The sequence below is a fragment of the Sunxiuqinia sp. sy24 genome, from assembly GCF_052677165.1.
This window is the reverse complement of sequence record NZ_JBQYLH010000001.1, coordinates 153,741-171,983: the sequence shown is the minus strand read 5'-3', so window position 1 is coordinate 171,983 and position 18,243 is coordinate 153,741. Positions and strand designations below refer to the sequence as shown.

Below are 18,243 nucleotides of genomic sequence, written 5' to 3'. Positions count from 1 at the left end.
ATTATTGCTGATGAAGCCCGCAAATATTATTTTTTCACTACTTGTCCCGGACAACTTACGTGTAAAAAAGTTCATCATACCGGATGCGAAGATACTTATTCACGGAGAAATAAGTCGACAGCCAGGAGATCAACACGCCAAATACCAGGACGATTAAAAACACAAGCCCCATGGTGTCAAATTGTTGCGAATCCAGAATCCCTTCAAAGTCCTGCCGATAGGAAAACACCAATCCAGCAATGCTGAGATTAGCCAACAAAGCACCCAATAACCCGTAAAAAATATTTTTCAGAATAAAGGGTCGACGAATAAAAGGACGTGTGGCTCCCACTAACTTCATGGTATGAATAATAAAGCGTTGCGAGTAGATCGCAATCCGGATGGTGTTATTTATCAGTGTTGAAAAAATAAACAGCAACAGAACAGAAAAAACCAACAGGAAAAAACTAATACGCTTTACATTTTCGTTGATAATTCGCACCAAATCGCGCTGATAGTAGACTTCTTTAACTTGCGGATAAGCCAGAAAACTATTCTCCAAAATAGCTAAACTATCCTGCTGCATATAGTCGGCATGCAACTTCACATCAACCGATGAAAATAATGGATTGAAGCCTAAAAAACCAACGAAATCTTCGCCCAGCTCCTTGGTCAATTGTTGGGCAGCCTCTTCCTTATCGACATACTTAGTCGCTTTCACATAGTCGGTGGCACTTAGTATTTTTTGAAGGCGCAAGATCTCCGCTTCACGCACATCATCATTCAGCACCAAGGTAAACCCAACATGCTCGCGTACATAATCCGACAAGCGCTCCGCATTCAGGATAAGCAAAGACATCATGCCCACCAAAAACAAAACCAAGGTAATGCTGATGGTTGACGTCAGATAAGATTTGATTAATCGACGTTTAAGCCTCGCTGGACGTTTCTTCTTCATTTCTCGTCTTCTTTTTAAATTCGACAAAGCCAATAGCCAACAAGGCAAAAATAAGAATCAATGAACTCGCCAGAGACACCTTATTACCGAAGACATAAGATTGGGGCTCAAATTTAAACTCAATTTGATGAACGCCCTGCGGAACCGGCATGGCCCGCAGCACATAATTGGCCCGCACGTAATCTACCAACTCACCATCCAAGTAGGCATTCCAGCCTTTAGGATAATAAATTTCGGAAAACACAGCCAGCGGCGTTCCCTTGGCAACAGTGGCTTCGTACTTCAAATAGTTGGGCTGATATTCTTTCAACTCAATCGTAGGTTGCTCGCCCGAGTCAAGACTCACTCCGGTAAGCGCATCCGAGAAGCGTCCATCAATGATGGCTTCAGTTGCCGGATCAAAAGCATCCAGCGCAGCAATTTCTTCATCGGCATTTTCTACCAAGCTGATATCCTCCACAAACCAAGCATTGCCCAAAGCTTGTGAATTAAATAATGGTCCGGCTTTCGGATTGTAAATGACATATCTGGTGTTCAACATATTGAGTACATCAAGCCCGTCAAAAACAGCTTCGACATCTGCTTGTGTTTCCGCTTTTTGCAAACGCGAACCGAGTGCTTGTATTTCCGGAGAGATCTGAGATTCAATCAATTCCTGATAACGCTGCATTTTGGCCCCATGATAACCACCAATGGAATGATGGAAATAGGAAGTTGAAGCATCGTTAAACGGACTGACAGCAATGTTTAGCACCCGGTATTCCTGGCTTTTGTCCTTCAAAATTTCCTGATCAGCCACACTTGGCGTAAACGGAACTTCGGCTTTTCGTGCAGCAATGAAATCATCGCTGTTCAAATAACGTTTATTCACCGGCCATAGGTCAACGAAAATCAATAAGGCCCAAATAAGCAAAGCATAAGTTGCTTTAATTTTTTGTTTGAGGTACAGCCAAATCACACCGGCAGCAATAGTAACAAAAAGGAAGGTTTTAAATGCATCGGTCCGTAAAACCATGCGTCGGTCGGCACGCAATGCCTCCATGAGCTGATCGGGCCAGCCTGCCTGCACCAATCGGAGATCAGAGGGCGTGCGAAAATCGCCGGCCAAACCGGGAAGTACCGCAAACACCAACGCCAAACCTCCCACAATAAACCAGGCATATTTCAATTTCTGAGTTAACTCTTTTTGATTCTGACGATTCAGATACAGCTCCTTCACCGCTAAAACACCCATCAGCGCCATGGCAAATTGCTGAATGACAATAATATTTTTCACATCGCGAAACTTGTTGTACCATGGAAAGTAGTCGACCATAAAGTGACTCAAGAAACCGAAGTTTTTCCCCAACGATAACAGAAAAGAAACCACGACCACCGCAACAATCCACCATTTATCTTTTCCCTTCAACACAAACAAACCCAGCACAAACAAAAAGCAAAGCACCGCGCCGTAATAAAACGGAGCACTCGAGATGGGTTGCGTTCCCCAGTACAAAGGTAGGTTTTGACTAATTTGCCGGGCTTGCGCTTTGCCCTGATTCTTAGCGAAGAACTGATACACCTCCGACTCTTCGCCCAAAGGTTCAGCCATTCCACCGCCTTTAAAACGAGGAATGAAAGCGGTCATCGCTTCTCCAAAATCATAGCTATAATCCAGGATATAACTTTTATCAAGCCCTGAAGTTTGGTTGTCATCGGTTGACGTTAATTCCGACTCACCACGCATAGAATATTTCCCATATTCATAAGTGGTAGACAAACGCGAGAAATTAGTCCCAACAGCCAACAAAGCCGCTAACAACAATAGTGCAGAAGTTTTCAGAAAAGAAGGAAGTTTTTTTTCTTTGATCGCTGCAACCAAATAAGTCAGACCAATGATGACCACCATTATTCCCGTATAATACGTCATCTGCGGATGATTGGCACTCAGCATCCAAGACAACGAAAACGCGGCCAGCAAACTCCCCCAAAAGGCATTTCGTTTATAGGCCAACAACACACCGCCAACCACCAAAGCCATATACGTCAGGGTATGAGCCTTAGTCATATGCCCCGCGTCTATGATGACAAAAAAGAACGAAAACAGACCATAGGCGAGCGCTCCAACTGCGCTGACCCAAAGTTTTACCTCCAAAATAAGAAGCAAGGCGAAAAACATGCTAAACATCAAAATCAGGTAGCGTGCCGGACGTGGAATTGCATCGACCAGGCTTTGAACCTTTGCTAGTAAGTTTCCGGGATATTTGGTCGATAACAGGAAAGACGGCATTCCGCCAAACATACTGTTGGTCCAGAGCGCTTCATCTCCGGTTTCTTGCCGGTAGTCGTTTAATTCCTTTGATCCCCCTCTAAAAGTGCTCAAGTCATGTGCATCAAGCTGCTTCCCTTCGAGCTGGGGCGAGAAATATGTAAACGAGATTAAAATAAATAGGAGGATAATTCCAAAACCAATGAAAATATTGCGATTGGCTTTTATCTTTGTCATCATGAATTCAAGCTTATTTGGTTTCAAATTGAAACAAAAGTAAGGAAATAATTACTGAATCCGGCACGAATGGGCATTATCATAAAACAATCCATCAGGGGAAGTATCTGGTCGTATTTAGGCGTCGCCATTGGGTTTGTAACCACAACCTACCTATACACCGAATACCTTAACACCGAGCTGGTTGGGCTTTTTGGACTACTGGCAGCCTACGCAGCCCTGACCGGCCAATTTTTCCTTTTGGGTTTTCAAGGTGTAACCTCTCGCTTGTTTCCCTATTTTCGAGATCGAAACTCCGGACATAATGGTTTTCTCTTTCTAGCCTCGCTGGTTTTCATCATCGGATTTGCCGTTTTTCTGGTCGCCTATTATTGGCTCAAACCCTTGCTAGTTGAAAGTAATCTGGAGAAATCAATGCTTTTTGCCAAGTATGTCCACCTGCTTATTCCGCTAACCTTTTTCACTATGGCCTTCGTGTTTTTGGATTCGTACAACCGAATGCTTTACGATGCTGTCACCGGAACATTCTTGCAGGAATTCGTGCAACGCCTTTTGCTATTTGCCATCGTTGTTTTGTTTGCCACCAACCTCATCAGCCTGAATACATTAATTTGGTCTTACTCGGCTGTCGTCTGTTTGAAAGGTCTGTTTCTCTTTCTGTTTCTATGGCAAAAAGGAGAGATTAATCTGCACTCACAGCTTAACTTCATCACATCAAAACTGAAAAAGGAAATCAGAAGCGTAGCAGTCTACAGTATTCTCGCCAGCCTGGGCTCTATCTTTGTTTTCAATATTGATAAGATTGCTGTAAACCAGTTGCTCGACCTATCGAACACAGGAGTTTACACCATTGCTTTTTACTTCGGAACCTTGGTGGTTATTCCTTCCCGGCCACTACTCAAAATATCGGGGACGCTGATTGCCGATGCCTGGAAACGCAATGACCTGAATCAAATCAAAGACATATACTACAAAAGCTGTATCAACCAATTCATTATTGGCGGTTTTCTATTTCTTGGGATCTGGGCCAATATCGACAACATCCTGGCTATTTTAGGTGAAGACTACCTCCAATCGAAGTGGGTCATCTTTTTCATCGGATTGGGCTATCTGTTCGACATGCTAACCGGCGCCAATGCACAAGTAATTGCCTACTCGAACTACTACCGAGTAGCCTTGGTTTTTATTATCATTCTGATCGTACTGGTGATCAGCCTGCTTTTTCTTCTAATTCCAATCTGGGGCATTACCGGAGCTGGCATGGCCGTGGCTGCAGCCCTGCTCTTGAACAACCTGATGCGGTTTGCCTTTCTGTTTAAGAAGTATAAATATCAGCCTTTCAACAGCAAGTTTCTCTTAATTGCCACCTACTACACAGCCATCTACCTGACACAAATTCTTATCCCTCAGCAAGTTCTCCTCTGGGACATTATCCTTCGGGGAGGATTGATAACACTCGGCACAGCCATATTCATTTATCTGGTTCCGGTATCGCCCGACATCAGCAACATGGGAAATAAGCTCTTTAAAATGCGAATGCGCTAATTCAACTGGAAACGCGTTGTAGCCAGTTACATCTTTCGTTCGGCATACACCGCATAAAAACGCGGTGTCACCGCTCTTAAGATTGAGCGCAGACCGTTGAATTGAAAAGGAGGAACCCACTTTTCACGCGCTTTAATTTCCCAGCCTGCTTTTTCCAGCATCATGTCCAGCTGCCAGCTCTCAAACTCGTGATAATGCTGATCGTAAGGATCAGAGGCATTTCGATACGCTTTTGCAAACCATAGCTTCAAGGGAACAGTGACCACCAATTTTCGGGCTTTTGTTTGCTGCATGATGGAAAAGGGCGAAACCAGATGCTCCAGCACCTCAAAGGCAGTGAGCACCTCGTAGTCATAATCATTCACCTTCTCGGGCTCTAAATCAAAATCGAAACCATGTCCACTTTGAGTTTGATAATCATGAGCGGATATGTAGTCAGATAATTCATTCGGGGTACCTAAATCCAAAATCCGAAGCTCTTTCGAAAGGTGTTTATTCAGAAATGCCTCGGTTTTCTCAAACCGAAATAACTTGAGTTTATTCATGGTAAATCGCTTGCAATTTAAGTTTGTCTTTATCCCAATTGTATTTCTCAACAACCAACGGACGCCCCTTTGCAAATGCATCCAAATCATAGCCTCCATCAATAATCTGCTGCATCACCCCAGCTAACTGATTGATATCCGAAAACGGATAAATCCATCCGCCGCACGTCTCTTTTATTATCCTCTCAATGGGTCGGCAGTTGGATGCCAAAATTGGTTTTTCAGTATAGAGGTACTGAAATAGTTTATGTGGAATGGTCGTGTCGGTATGATCACTCTTGACATGCGGTATAAGCGCCACATCAGATTCGGCAATCAATTTCAATAATTCCTGTCGATCGCGCCACCCATAAAAGCATACGTTATTCTCAATATTCAGCTCCCTGGTCAGCTCCTGTAATTTTCTCAAGTAACGCCCGGCTCCTACAATCCGTATCTCAAAATTCCCCGACTGTACTCGCGCTGCAGCCTGAAGCACATACTGCAAGCCACGATGATAAGTCACTCCGCCTCCATAAACAAATCGGATTTTAGAATCAGGCTTAAGATGCGATTCAAAAGCAAACTCCTCCAGGTTTTGTGTATTCGAAACAACGTGCACCTTTACTTCATCCACCCCCAAAGCAACTACCCGCTCTTTGGCTTCGTCAACCACCACAATCACCTCATCTGCACGAAAAAGGTATTTTTTTTCATAGGCTTTCCATTGCCTGACCGAAAACAGTAACTTGCCCAAAAATGTTTTAGTATGTTCTGAAATTTTCAGTAATGCAGGCCAGTTTTCATGCAAGTCCAATACGAACCGCGCACCAAAGCGCTTTTTAATTTTGAAACCAACGGCAGCTAAAGGCAAATCATGCACATGAATAGCATCATACTTATAATCAGCGAACAAACGACAAACACGTTTATTCCAGAAATAAAAATAGAACGGAAAAGCCAAAGCCCCGACACTTGATTTGCGCACAAATTCGCTAATCTCAAACCGATGAATAACCGTTGAACCAAAGCTATTTGTTTTTTTATTTCCTTTTGTTTTCAGGCATGCAATATGTACTTCGTGCCCATCTTCCTGCAGCGAATGAATCTCATTCTCAACTCGGGTATCCGGTGGAAAATTATTTTCCAGCAACATCAATATTTTCATAGAACAATCTCCTGTACTAATTTTTGGGTAAGCTCCCTTCGGGAATATTTTGTAGCTCGATCCCGGTTGATCTCAAAGCTTCCTTGCAAATTTTGCGTCAACATCTTTTTTATGCCTTCCGAATCGCTATAATCAAACAACAGGCCACATGCCGTCTCCATGATCACTTCCCCCAGGTCACCCCCCATCGGCCCAATGGCTAGCACCGGTTTCCCAGAAGCCAGGTATTCATAAAACTTACCGGTAACAATCCCCTTATTATTCTCGATTTTGGGAATGATCAGTAACTGAATTGAAGATTTCAGCAAATAGCTAACAGACTTGGCATGATCGACATAACCGACCAGATCCAACTCAATCAACGGAAGTTCGTGCCGAATTCGATCTATAATTACCGGAGGTATATTTCCAACCAAACGAAATAAGATGCCCTTTTGCTGTTGTTCATCCAATTCACGAAGAGCTCTCAACAAACCGTCCATGTCATAGGCTGTGGAAATCGTTCCGGTATAGGTTATCACAAACTTGTCATCACTTACCGGCACTTTTACGTCAAAGTCATCTTCGTCATAGCCATTAGGAACCACTAATATTTTAGAACCAGTTGTGCCTCCTAGTTTTTCATCGAACAAACGCTTTAATGCCTTACTTACCGTTACAATCTGGTCTGCCGCCTGAAGTACTTTCAACTCCAGCACCTGATCCCTTCTCTTTGCCCAAGAGCTTCGATAAAGTTCGCCATAATAATAAATATCCGTCCAGGGATCGCGCAAATCAGCTATCCAACGAATACCAAGTTGTCTTTTCAGCTTCAATCCTATCATCTGAGTCGAATGCGGCGGGCTGGTGGTAATAACCGTATCAATCTGATGCTCCCGAATCAGCTGTACAGCTTTCTGATAAGCGAATCGATTCCAGCCTTTTCGAGGGTCGGGAATAAAAAAGTTTCCGCGAACTACTTTGGCCACTTTCTGCAAAACGGACTCTTCTTGCTGGTTCGAAAATCCACCATAAGGAATTTCACCTTTACCAATCAGCTTTTTGTATAAATCATATAGCTCAACGGTTTTGGTTGTATAAACCAACAGCTCGTCTGCCACCTCATCTTTTAGACTCTCATCGCGCTGAGCATAGCTTGCCCGCCCCGGATCAACAGTCAGCACAATGGGCTGAATTCCAAACGACGATAAATATTTGGTGAATTTCAGCCAGCGTTGCACACCGGCTCCCCCACTGGGTGGCCAATAATAAGTTATAATGAGGACTTTCTTCATGGATCACTTTGTTGAGCAAATGTAATAATCTTACCTGAATTCCATTATTTTTGTAAAACTATTCAAAATCCTATGCAATTCAACGACCTCAACAAACAATACAAAGCATACCAATCTGAGATTGATGCCGCTATTCAAGGAGTTATTGATTCGTCATCATTCATCAACGGTCAAGAAGTTCAACTACTTGAGAAGGAGCTGGCCAATTTTGCAGGTGTAGAACACGCCATTGCCTGCAGCTCCGGCACCGATGCCTTGCTATTATCGCTCATGGCCTTGAATGTTCAACCCGGTGATGAAATTATCTGCCCGGCCTTTAGCTTCATTGCCTCCGCCTCGATGGCTAGCTTTTACAAAGCCCGCCCGGTTTTTGTTGATGTTTCACCCATTGACTTTAATATTGATCCGGCAAAAATTGAAGCCAAGATCACGCCCCGAACCAAAGGAATTATTACAGTTTCGCTTTATGGCCAATGTGCCGATTTCGATCCGATCAATGCTATTGCGAAGAAATACGGTCTTTGGGTAATTGAAGACGGTGCTCAATCGTTTGGAGCAATTTACAACGGCAAACGCTCTGGCTCGCTAACTGACGTGGCAACAACCAGCTTTTTTCCGGCCAAACCCCTAGGATGCTATGGCGATGGAGGAGCCATCTTCACCAACAACGAAGACATGGCTATAAACTTAAAAATGCTGCGTTCACACGGACAGGAAAAACGCTACATTCATAAACAAATAGGAATTAACGGTCGAATAGACACCCTTCAGGCAGCCATTCTTCGGGTGAAACTAAACTACTTCGAACGTGAAATAGCAACCCGCCAAAAAGCTGCCTATCGCTACTCTCAACTACTGAAAGGCCACGTATTACTGCCGGAAGAAGCTGAAGGCCGTAGAAACGTTTGGGCCCAGTTTACCGTTATGCTTGAAAATCGTAATCAAGTGCGTGAAAAGCTGGCTGAAAAAAATATTCCAACTGCAGTGCACTATCCGGTTATTCTTCCTAAGCAAGAAGCTTTCCGCGACGATGTACTGACAGATGAAAAATATGAAGTGGCCGAATTACTGGCAGAAACCGTTCTTTCCTTGCCTATTCATGGTCTTATTACAAACGAAGAAATTGAATTCGTCGCCCAAACATTAATAGAAGCTCTACAGGAAAACCAATAAGCAGAAAAGAATCTGCAATTTTTTGGTGATTAAAAATAACCGCAGAGGCGGTAAAACGCAAAAAATACAAGGATGACAAACTACTTTGCACACAAAACAGCCCATATTGATCAAGGTGCAATTATTGGATCAGGCACCAAAATCTGGCATTTCTGCCATGTCATGCCTCAAGCCCAAATTGGAGAAGACTGCATTTTAGGCCAAAACGTTTTTGTCGGCGGGAAAGCTCGAATTGGCAACCGGGTAAAAATACAGAACAATGTAAGTATTTACGACTCGGTAATTCTGGAAGACGATGTATTTTGCGGCCCAAGCTGCGTATTTACCAATGTCATCAACCCGCGCTCGTTTGTCGAACGCAAAACGGAATACATGGAAACCCGAGTAAAGAAGGGCGTTTCAATCGGGGCCAATGCTACTTTAGTCTGCGGAATTACCATTGGAGAATATGCCTTCATAGGCGCAGGCGCAGTGGTCACAAAAGATATTAAGCCATACGCCCTGATGGTTGGTGTTCCGGCAATTCAGAAAGGCTGGGTGAGCCGCGCGGGAGCTATCCTGAATGAAAAACTAATTTGTCCTGAAACAGGAGAACACTATCAACTTAAGAACGAGCAACTAAGTTTAAGATTCCCCCTAAAAGAATAAAATGAATACACGAAAAACATTTGGATTAATTGGCGCTGCCGGCTACATCGCCCCCAGGCACATCAATGCCATCAAGGAAAATAACGGACAACTGTGTGCAGCTCTGGATAAATTCGACAGTGTTGGCATTCTGGATCGCTACTTCTCCGAGGCCGATTTTTTTACGGAACCCGAACGCTTTGATCGTTATCTGTATAAACGGCAGCGTAACGGTCAGCCGCTTGACTTTGTGTCGATCTGCTCGCCCAACTACCTGCATGATGCACACATCCGAATGGCACTGCGCAACGGATCGGATGCCATCTGCGAGAAACCACTAGTATTAAATCCATGGAATGTGGATGCCTTACAACAACTAGAAAAAGACACCAATCAACGGATCTACAACATACTTCAGCTAAGATTGCACCCAGCCATTATTGATCTGCGTGAAAAAATCAATCAGGCTCCGGCTGATAAAATCTACGACATCGACTTAACCTACATCACTTCGCGCGGAAAATGGTACTACGAAAGTTGGAAAGGAGACCCGTCAAAATCAGGCGGAATTACCACCAATATCGGGATTCACTTTTTTGACATGCTTCAGTGGATTTTTGGCAAGATGGAGCAAAGCACCGTACACATGCACGAAGCGAATAAGGCCGCTGGCTTTCTACACCTCAAGAAGGCTCGCGTACGCTGGCTTCTGAGCCTCGATTTCGAAGATATCCCTCAGGAAGCGAAAGACAAAGGCATGCGCACCTATCGATCAATAACCGTTGAGAATGAAGAAATTGAATTCAGTGGTGGCTTCACCGATTTACACACCCAAGCTTACCGGCACCTCCTGAACGGACAGGGCTTTGGATTAGACGACGCAAGGGCCTGCATCGAACTGGGACACCACATCCGCAACAGCCAAATTAAGGGACTTTCCGGAGATTTCCACCCACTCTTAAAGCAATAGAAAAGCCGCTTCTGGGGGGAAGCGGCTTTTTGATTTCTGCTGTTAATTTATTTCAATGAGGTCTAGTTCAGAATGTTCTTATACTTTTCGTTGACCAACTCCGGAAGGAATCCGGCGATCAAACCCAAAACCTTCTCCCGCTCAACACGAGACATGGAGATAATTTCCTGATTGTGCAATTGGCTGGCATTAACAACCTGTGCGTTCAGGCTCTCAGGAACAAGCATTTCACCTGTTTTCATCGAACGTGCGCCGAAACCCTTTCCCGTGTTTACATACTTCACTTCGAAGTAATTGGTCCGGATAATATATTCTTCTCCTTTTTTGGTTTCTCTCAACAAAACCTGAACAGGTCTTTTCGATTCTCCATAAGTGATTTCCCAACTTTGCTGGAAAGTCTTGCTTGGTTCAAAGTTTTCTTTAGAGGAAATTCTATAATCATCAACAAAAGTTGATTCGCCGCTAGCCATAACATTTAAAGAACATACAAACAAAGCAACAAATAAGAAGCCGATAATTCTGTTAATCCTTTTCATGACAAATTGTTTTAAATAGTGATTGTTTAACACCGGCAAAAATAGGAAGGGCAAACACCCAAAAACCTGACAAATCACATGTTTCATTTTTGTTAAAAAGAATCAACTTTCAAATTGAAAGCAAAAACTCATTCAATAAATACAAAAATTGACAAAAAAGGAAACTTAAATGAGCTACAGCAAGAGGACAAGCCAAAAACCTTATAGTTTTCAAAAAATATGCTCTAGAACACGTTCTCTTTATTAAAGGGATATACAAAAGCTTTTTTAAAGCAAAAACACAAGAAAAAAGCCAAATGAATTTCAGGTTTCAAGCAAGAGAAGAAAACAACTTTCAATTTGAAAGCCAAAACATCGATCTCAACAATACAAATGACACGACACGAAGCACACGACACATATATTGTTCACCTCGCAAGCCCAAAACTACAATCTAAAAGCATTTCCCCCTATTTTATCTCACAATGACAAAAAAAGCCCCATGAGTCATCATGGAGCTTTGAGTTTGCAAGGTCAATAATCCTGCAATTACTTTTTCTTCTTCTTAATCACAAAATAAACACCTGCGCCAAGAACAATCACAGCAGCTATACCAACAATAGCTGTAGTATTGCTGCCACTAGTCTCTTCTTCGGCTTCATAAAACACCGGATCCATATCATCAATCGACAGGGTATCCTCCATTTCAAACAAGTCTTCTTCCTGCGCCTGTGCTACCACAGGACTAAATGCTCCAACGGCCATCATACCGAACAAAGCTAAAATCAATAGTAATCGTTTCATCTTATTCTACTTTTTAGTTATTATCGTTTTAGATACTAATCAATCTCTTCGTTAAAGATTCGGCAGATCGCACTGATTGCCATCCTCTCCTTTTCTCTTTGTTTCTATTCCATGCTATTGAGATACTCCCAATATTTATCGACAATCTCCGGATGCGACTCCTGATACGTTTCAGCCAATGCTCGAATAGCTGGTTTATAACGGGGGTTTAGCCGCAAGCATGTTTTTAGCAACTCTCGAGCTTTCTCTGGCTGCACCTGATCGTAAACCTTAGCCAACTCAACGTAAGCACTAAAATACTTCGGATTAACGTCGAGCAAGTGCTCAAAATAATGCCTCGCAACCACCATGTCGTCTTCCTGGAAAGCCAGCTGCCCCATCATCTTCAAGGCAGGCTCATAGTTTGGATTCACATTCAAGGACCTCACAAAGGCTTCTTTAGCCTCGTCGTCTTTTCCCTGCAAACTTAAACTTTTTCCTAATCGATAGTAAATATGCTCGTCTTTTTTATAGTGTATCAAGGCTTCCTTAAACCGCTCTTCAGCCTGAAGATAATCCCTACCCCAAAACGCTTCCACCCCAAAATACGAAGCTTTTGACTTGCGCCTTACAACGGCACAAACAGGCACATCATCTACCTTAACCACATGAATGGTTCCTTCGGGCGGAAAATTGCCATTGCGCAATTGCTCCGGTCGAATATAGCTATTTCCTACTATGGCATAATCCCAATTCTTATCACTCCGAAATTGATATTGAAAATAGTCAAACCGCAGATTCGGATGATCTTTCAAATACCACTTCACCGGAAAGTTGCTCCCAACAACAACCCTTCCCTTTAACTTATTTCGATCCAGATAATTTCCCAACCATTCGGCCCCACTGCGCATAGAATGATAATAGTAGTCGGATTCATACTCGCCATACGCTCCTTTCAAGCCGCCCACCAGCTGATTGTAATACAAATAATAATAAGGATGCGCCTTAACCATAAACCGAACAGGGTGCACCAACGCTACCACAAAAAGAAGCAACACAAGCCGTTTCACCCATTTCAACTTCATCCGCACTAGCGCCTCATTCAAGCCAACTGCCGCCAAAATCACCAAGCCAGGATAGATAAACTGAAAATGGCGCCAGGCGCCATACAAATTTGAATCTAGCAGCAACACCCATAAAACAGGAAATCCGCTTGTAAAGATCAAAAATACATACGTCAACCGGTGCTTCTCGCGAATGATGGACTTACCATAAATCGCAAATAAAATCAAGCCTCCAAAAATCACCAAGGGAATGGTGATTAACAAGTATTTAGGCAAATAATACCACGGCTTAAAATCAGACCAAATAAATTGACCACCAAAGATCTGACGAATGGTGGTCGGAAAATCGGTCATCACCTGATACGATTCCCATGGGTTGACCAACGGATTTTGAAGAGCATAAGGCCAAAGTAGAAGCCCAAGCAAATAACCGGCGGCAGAGAACACCACCAATTTTATAAAAGTCCGCTGAATGTCAGCCCATTTTACCTGCCTCCGGTCGAAGAACTCAATCAAATAGAAGAGCACTCCGGCGAAGAGCAGATAAAAGGCTAATAAGATTCCTCCTGCCCTGATACTGACGGAAAAAGCAATACTCGCAATTAAAAGTGAAATCGAAATCGTTGAGCGTGGCTTAAAACTGGCATAGGTTAATTTCAGTGTAAAAAATACACCGGCAATATAGGCCAGAGCAAAAGGAATGTCTTTTAAATTATTTTGTAAATGCCCCAGAAAACGGGGCGAAACTGCAAAAAGCAACAAGGTAATGACTCCGGCACGGTAGCCCTTGAGCCAAACCGCAAACACGGCCGCCACCATGATACACAGCCAACCAATAAAACTGCTGAACAGATGGCGAAAGCCATAAACATCTTCAATACCCAACCAGTGAATTAAAATGGTCGCCATATTGTCGGGAGCCTGCCCGTAATACTGAAGATGCGTTTGGGGTGTATTCAAGGCATCACGGTCTTTGCCGAAGGTGGCAAAGTACTCGTACACCTCTTCCGAATGCAAATAATGAACCTCCTCATCACCTGAAATACCGGCATCGCGGCTGATGAACAACAAGCTCACCAGCATAACAAAAGCCGAAACATAAAACACTATTTTCAGGTGACGTTCACGCATGCTTATTAGTCTTCAGATGAATAAATTGTTTTGATAAAATAGAGTGGTCGTTTCTGCGATTCCTTATAAATCCGATAAACATATTCGCCAACAACCCCTAAAAAGATCAGCTGAATAGAACCTAAGAAATAAATGCTTAGCACGGTAGAAGACCATCCTAACAGTGCAAATCCCATAAACTTAGCGACCAGCACATAAATCCCAGCCAACAAAAACACAACGGTTCCTATCAAACCTAAAATAAGGCACAAGCGAATCGGGAATTTGGAAAATGAGAAAATGGCATCGGCAGCCAGCAGAAAAAGTTTGCCGAGCGTCATTTTGGGTTCACCCTGCAACCGATCTTCACGAACATAGTCAACAAATCCCTGTTTAAACCCAACAAAACTGCGCAAGCCAGGCAAATACCGAACCCGCTCTTCCATCGACAAGAGGGCCGTCAATGCTTTGCGATTCATCATTGAAAAGTTGCCGGCATTCTCCAACACTTCCATATGAGTCATTACCTTAAACAAGCGATGAAACACCCCGGTCATCCAGTTTTTTGCCCTATTCCCTTTGCGGGCCAAACGCCGGCCATTCACAATATCGTACTGATCATGAACAAGCTTTTGATACATCTGCAGCAGCAACTCGGGAGGATCCTGCAGATCACCATCCATCATAGCAACATATGCGCCCGAAGCATTTTCGAGCCCGGCCGTAAAAGCGGCCTGATGACCAAAATTTTTGGACAGCTGGATGACCTTTATCCTTCGGTCTTTTTGCTGATGACTCACCAGTTTCTGCAAACTGCTGTCCGCACTTCCATCATCAACCAGGATCAACTCAAAGTCATCCGGGATTTGCTCCAGCGCTTTAATTGTCCGGGGAACTAATTCATCAATAAGCTCTTCTTCATTGAAAATTGGAATGACTAGTGAGACCATAGGCTATTTTTTAGTTTACACAATTCATACCACTTTTTTAGGTTGATAGGGGAAGCAATTTGCCTCCCCTATCTTGGTAAATAGTGGTTTAATTGGCTTAGGTAATATCAAGCTTTGTGTGCTGTTCCTGGTTCAGGAACAGGAAATTCCATGTCTACCGGACCAAATTTCATTTCCTTTGGTCCCAAATCCATATCTGATTTAAAAATCTCATCCCAAGTCACTTTCTGACCAGTATAGGCCGCCGTACGCCCCATAATTGCGGTCAAGGTTGAATTGGCGGTTTGCTCCGCTTCATTCACATACTCACCCGTACGAATAGCATGAACCAAATGCATATGCTCCTGCACATAGGGTGGAATTTTCACCTTCGTCATTGGCTGACCATCCTCTCCTTCCGGATATTCGAATTGCCACTTCACCGTTCCGTCTAGATTCCAAATGGTATTTTGGCAATTAGTATATCCTTCGGTGCCCATAACCATTTCGCCGGTTCCATTGGCACAATTATCAATCTGACGGCTCATACTGTGTGAACACACACCGTTTCCGTAATCAAAGTCAATGCTGAAAAAATCGTACTGATCCCCAGTCAAACGGCGGGCACGGCCACCATAACCAATCGCGCTTTCGGGCTCCTTCCCAACAAACCAGTTAATAACATCGATGTTGTGCACGTGCGTATCCAGAATATGATCGCCACACAGCCAGCAGAAGTTATTCCAGTTTCGGATCATGTAAGTCATATCATCCCAGCCCTCTTCGCGGGTGCGAAACCAAACGTGGTTTTGATTCCAGAACGCTTTGGCTGATGTGATTTTTCCGATGGCTCCGTTAGCCACCTGTTTAAAAGTCTCAATATAATCTTCCTGATGACGACGCTGTGTGCCAGTAACCACATTCAAGCCAATAGCTTCAGCCTTTTTAGCCGTAGCAATTACCGAACGAATGCCCACCGGATCGACAGCCATTGGTTTCTCAAGAAAAGCATGCTTCTGCTGCTTCACCGCTTCTTTGAAATGCTCAGGTCGAAATTGCGGTGGCGTGGCCAGCAATACTACATCCACTTCTTCCAAAACCATCAGTTTTTTGTAAGCATCAAATCCCACAAAACAATTTTCCTCCGGAATGGGTCTTTTAAAGCCAGCAAATCGTTCCCGACAGGCATCAATTTTATCCTGAAAAACATCGGCCAACGCAACAATCTCCAGGTCGGGACCTGCGCTTATAAAGTTTATGGCAGCACCGGTGCCCCGATTCCCAACACCAACCAGGCCAGCACGTAGCTTTTTGCCTGCCGGAGCCGCCTTCAGAATTGGCGGCAACCCTAAGGTCCGAATATCTTTGGTGTTTTTACATGAAGACAAAACTGCTCCGGCTCCAATTACGCCAATTCCTGCGAATGCTGTGGCTTCCAAAAACCGACGCCGATTAATATTTTTTGATTTATTAGTCATGGTTCAATTGTATTTTATTGCTCAATTATTTCATCTACTTCACACACTACGCGGAACCCAACTTCAACGACATCAGAGTACCACCAAATTGATTTTGGCATCTGTGGGTCAGTCATCAACCACGCTTTGGTTTTCGTAAAGTCGCGGGCAGCACTCCGCACGTCTTTCGCATCACTCTTAAATGATCCGCCACGCACCACATGCTCCCGACCTTTCTTAGGCCCTACGGGATTAACCACAAGTTTCTCTTTGGCATATTCCTGGTAAATCGTCGGATCGTAATAATCCAGGCAGAATTCCGCCACATTTCCCGAAAGGTTTTTCAGTCCAAAGGCATTGGGCCAAACGGCCTCCGGATCTTTAGTCTTTCCATCGCTGTTCAGCTCATAAGCAACATAGGAGTTGATGATCGCTGTGTCGGGCGAAAAGATCTTTCTGAAAATTCCAGTTTTCGAATAATCTTTCGGACTTCCCTCAAAGGAATAGGGCGTTTCTTTTCCAGCACGGCAGGCATATTCCCACTCGGCTTCAGTAGGAAGACGATATTTTTTACCCGTCACCTGGCTCAGCCATCGGCAATACGTGTTTGCTGCTTTCCAACTCATGGTAATTGCTGGTTTTGAGCCACGCCCCCAGCCTTGATCCGGCGCACCCCATGGAGGCGTCGGCCCCGTAATGCCATCTACTTCTTCATCAACATCAACGGCTTCTTTCCGTCCTTGCGATGAAGTGGCATTGAAAAAGGCCAGGTATTCATCCCAACTCACCTCTACTTTCCCCATCCAGAAGTTAGACACCTTAGCAGTAAAGACAGGCCCTTCATCCTTGTCGCGCAAAGGCTCATCCTTGGGGCTACCCATCTGAAAAGTTCCTCCCGGCACGGCAACCATCGCAAACGACACACTGGTACCCGGAATTTTCTCAGTGAAATTCTCAAACGAACTAACCGGAGTTGGCTCTTGATAAATTTCGGTATCGGCATCAGCAATCTTGCCAAAACTTAAGTTGTGCTCGTGTTTCGCATTCGGATCGTAGTGTCCCACATGCAGGTGACAGTTAATGCAACGCAATTCCTCCTTGCTTGTTACGTAGTACAAGTGCGCATCATCGCCTTCAGGCGAAAGTGTGGTGGGAAATAAGTTCTGGTGACATTTCAGACAAGCATCTTTATAAACAAAGCTTTTTGCGTTTTCAAGCTTTCGCTTTTCTTCCCATTGATAATCGGCGCTGTCCTTAAACAGTAAACCATAGACATCTTTAAAACCATGCTTGGCTTTGGCGGCCAGATGCCCGTGCCCTTTAGGAGGAAGATGACATTCGACACAATGTACAATTACCCCCGCACTGTTATTATAATGCGTTGAAAGTTTCCAACTCTGCTCAGCATGCGGATGAACATGACAAGACATACAATAATCATCAGTTTCAGTATACTCTATTGCCTTGTTTCCTAAATTAATAACGACAAGACATGCAAGAATGCCTATGAATATGAAACCGACATAAATCCTCTTGCCACTCCACATCTTTTTAAACTTCAATTTCATTCAGGTTCGATTATAGTTTTTTGGTAAAATCAGTGAACCGAATCTAAACGAATGCAGTTACCCACCTTTTAACCCAGACTTAGACAATGGTTACTCGTGGGTTAATAAGTGGGT

The 18,243-nt window shown here is 43.7% G+C and carries 15 protein-coding genes; 4 read left to right on the top strand and 11 right to left on the bottom strand.

The genetic code is table 11. The features are described 5' to 3' along the window. Positions 1-55: 55 nt before the first annotated feature. Together ACUNWA_RS00650 and ACUNWA_RS00645 are read right to left on the bottom strand one after the other, a co-directional pair. Positions 56-937 carry a cell division protein FtsX gene (locus ACUNWA_RS00650; protein ID WP_445589938.1) on the bottom strand — a complete coding sequence of 294 codons (882 nt, stop codon included), beginning with the start codon at positions 935-937 and terminating at the stop codon, positions 56-58. Next, positions 909-3,425 (bottom strand): YfhO family protein, encoded by a 2,517-nt coding sequence (locus tag ACUNWA_RS00645; protein ID WP_445589937.1) that lies wholly within the window; start codon positions 3,423-3,425, stop codon positions 909-911. The genes ACUNWA_RS00650 and ACUNWA_RS00645 overlap by 29 nt, the downstream gene beginning before the upstream one ends. Before the next feature lie 66 nt (positions 3,426-3,491). Here ACUNWA_RS00645 and ACUNWA_RS00640 point away from each other — a divergent pair, with 66 nt between their 5' ends. After that, on the top strand, positions 3,492-4,967 hold the full coding sequence (locus ACUNWA_RS00640) for a lipopolysaccharide biosynthesis protein (RefSeq protein WP_445589936.1): 1,476 nt from the start codon (positions 3,492-3,494) through the stop codon (positions 4,965-4,967). A gap of 26 nt (positions 4,968-4,993) precedes the next feature. Here ACUNWA_RS00640 and ACUNWA_RS00635 read toward each other — a convergent pair whose 3' ends face one another. The 3 genes from ACUNWA_RS00635 to ACUNWA_RS00625 are packed head-to-tail and all read right to left on the bottom strand — an operon-like array spanning position 4,994 to position 7,933. Continuing rightward, entirely contained in the window at positions 4,994-5,512 is a 519-nt protein-coding gene (locus tag ACUNWA_RS00635) for a methyltransferase domain-containing protein (RefSeq protein ID WP_445589935.1), read from the bottom strand. Next, entirely contained in the window at positions 5,505-6,659 is a 1,155-nt protein-coding gene (locus ACUNWA_RS00630) for a glycosyltransferase family 4 protein (RefSeq protein WP_445589934.1), read from the bottom strand. Before ACUNWA_RS00630 ends, ACUNWA_RS00635 begins: the two co-directional genes overlap by 8 nt. Continuing rightward, positions 6,656-7,933, bottom strand: a complete 1,278-nt coding sequence (locus tag ACUNWA_RS00625; RefSeq protein ID WP_445589933.1) for a glycosyltransferase family 4 protein — start codon at positions 7,931-7,933, stop codon at positions 6,656-6,658. The genes ACUNWA_RS00630 and ACUNWA_RS00625 overlap by 4 nt, the downstream gene beginning before the upstream one ends. 72 nt (positions 7,934-8,005) lie before the next feature. On the opposite strand from ACUNWA_RS00625, the gene ACUNWA_RS00620 reads away from it, so the two are divergent. From ACUNWA_RS00620 to ACUNWA_RS00610, 3 genes are all read left to right on the top strand, one after another. Next, positions 8,006-9,106: a DegT/DnrJ/EryC1/StrS family aminotransferase gene (locus ACUNWA_RS00620; protein WP_445589932.1), complete on the top strand. Its 1,101-nt coding sequence runs from the start codon at positions 8,006-8,008 to the stop codon at positions 9,104-9,106. 72 nt (positions 9,107-9,178) lie between these two features. Beyond that, positions 9,179-9,754 carry an acyltransferase gene (locus ACUNWA_RS00615; protein WP_445589931.1) on the top strand — a complete coding sequence of 192 codons (576 nt, stop codon included), beginning with the start codon at positions 9,179-9,181 and terminating at the stop codon, positions 9,752-9,754. 1 nt (position 9,755) lies between these two features. Further along, on the top strand, positions 9,756-10,703 hold the full coding sequence (locus ACUNWA_RS00610; RefSeq protein WP_445589930.1) for a Gfo/Idh/MocA family oxidoreductase: 948 nt from the start codon (positions 9,756-9,758) through the stop codon (positions 10,701-10,703). A gap of 62 nt (positions 10,704-10,765) precedes the next feature. Here the strand turns inward: ACUNWA_RS00610 and ACUNWA_RS00605 are convergent, their stop codons facing one another. From ACUNWA_RS00605 to ACUNWA_RS00580, 6 genes are all read right to left on the bottom strand, one after another. Beyond that, positions 10,766-11,239, bottom strand: coding sequence for a hypothetical protein (locus ACUNWA_RS00605; RefSeq protein ID WP_445589929.1), 474 nt, complete (start codon positions 11,237-11,239; stop codon positions 10,766-10,768). A 528-nt stretch (positions 11,240-11,767) separates the two neighbouring features. Beyond that, a complete protein-coding gene (locus tag ACUNWA_RS00600; RefSeq protein WP_445589928.1) occupies positions 11,768-12,022 on the bottom strand; it encodes an LPXTG cell wall anchor domain-containing protein in 255 nt (84 codons plus the stop codon). Between the two features lie 104 nt (positions 12,023-12,126). Beyond that, positions 12,127-14,196, bottom strand: a complete 2,070-nt coding sequence (locus ACUNWA_RS00595; protein WP_445589927.1) for a hypothetical protein — start codon at positions 14,194-14,196, stop codon at positions 12,127-12,129. Positions 14,197-14,201: 5 nt separating this feature from the next. Continuing rightward, positions 14,202-15,125 carry a glycosyltransferase family 2 protein gene (locus tag ACUNWA_RS00590; protein ID WP_445589926.1) on the bottom strand — a complete coding sequence of 308 codons (924 nt, stop codon included), beginning with the start codon at positions 15,123-15,125 and terminating at the stop codon, positions 14,202-14,204. A gap of 107 nt (positions 15,126-15,232) precedes the next feature. Then, positions 15,233-16,582: a Gfo/Idh/MocA family protein gene (locus ACUNWA_RS00585; RefSeq protein WP_445589925.1), complete on the bottom strand. Its 1,350-nt coding sequence runs from the start codon at positions 16,580-16,582 to the stop codon at positions 15,233-15,235. Between the two features lie 14 nt (positions 16,583-16,596). Then, positions 16,597-18,129, bottom strand: coding sequence for an SUMF1/EgtB/PvdO family nonheme iron enzyme (locus ACUNWA_RS00580; protein WP_445589924.1), 1,533 nt, complete (start codon positions 18,127-18,129; stop codon positions 16,597-16,599). Between the last annotated feature and the right edge of the window lie 114 nt (positions 18,130-18,243).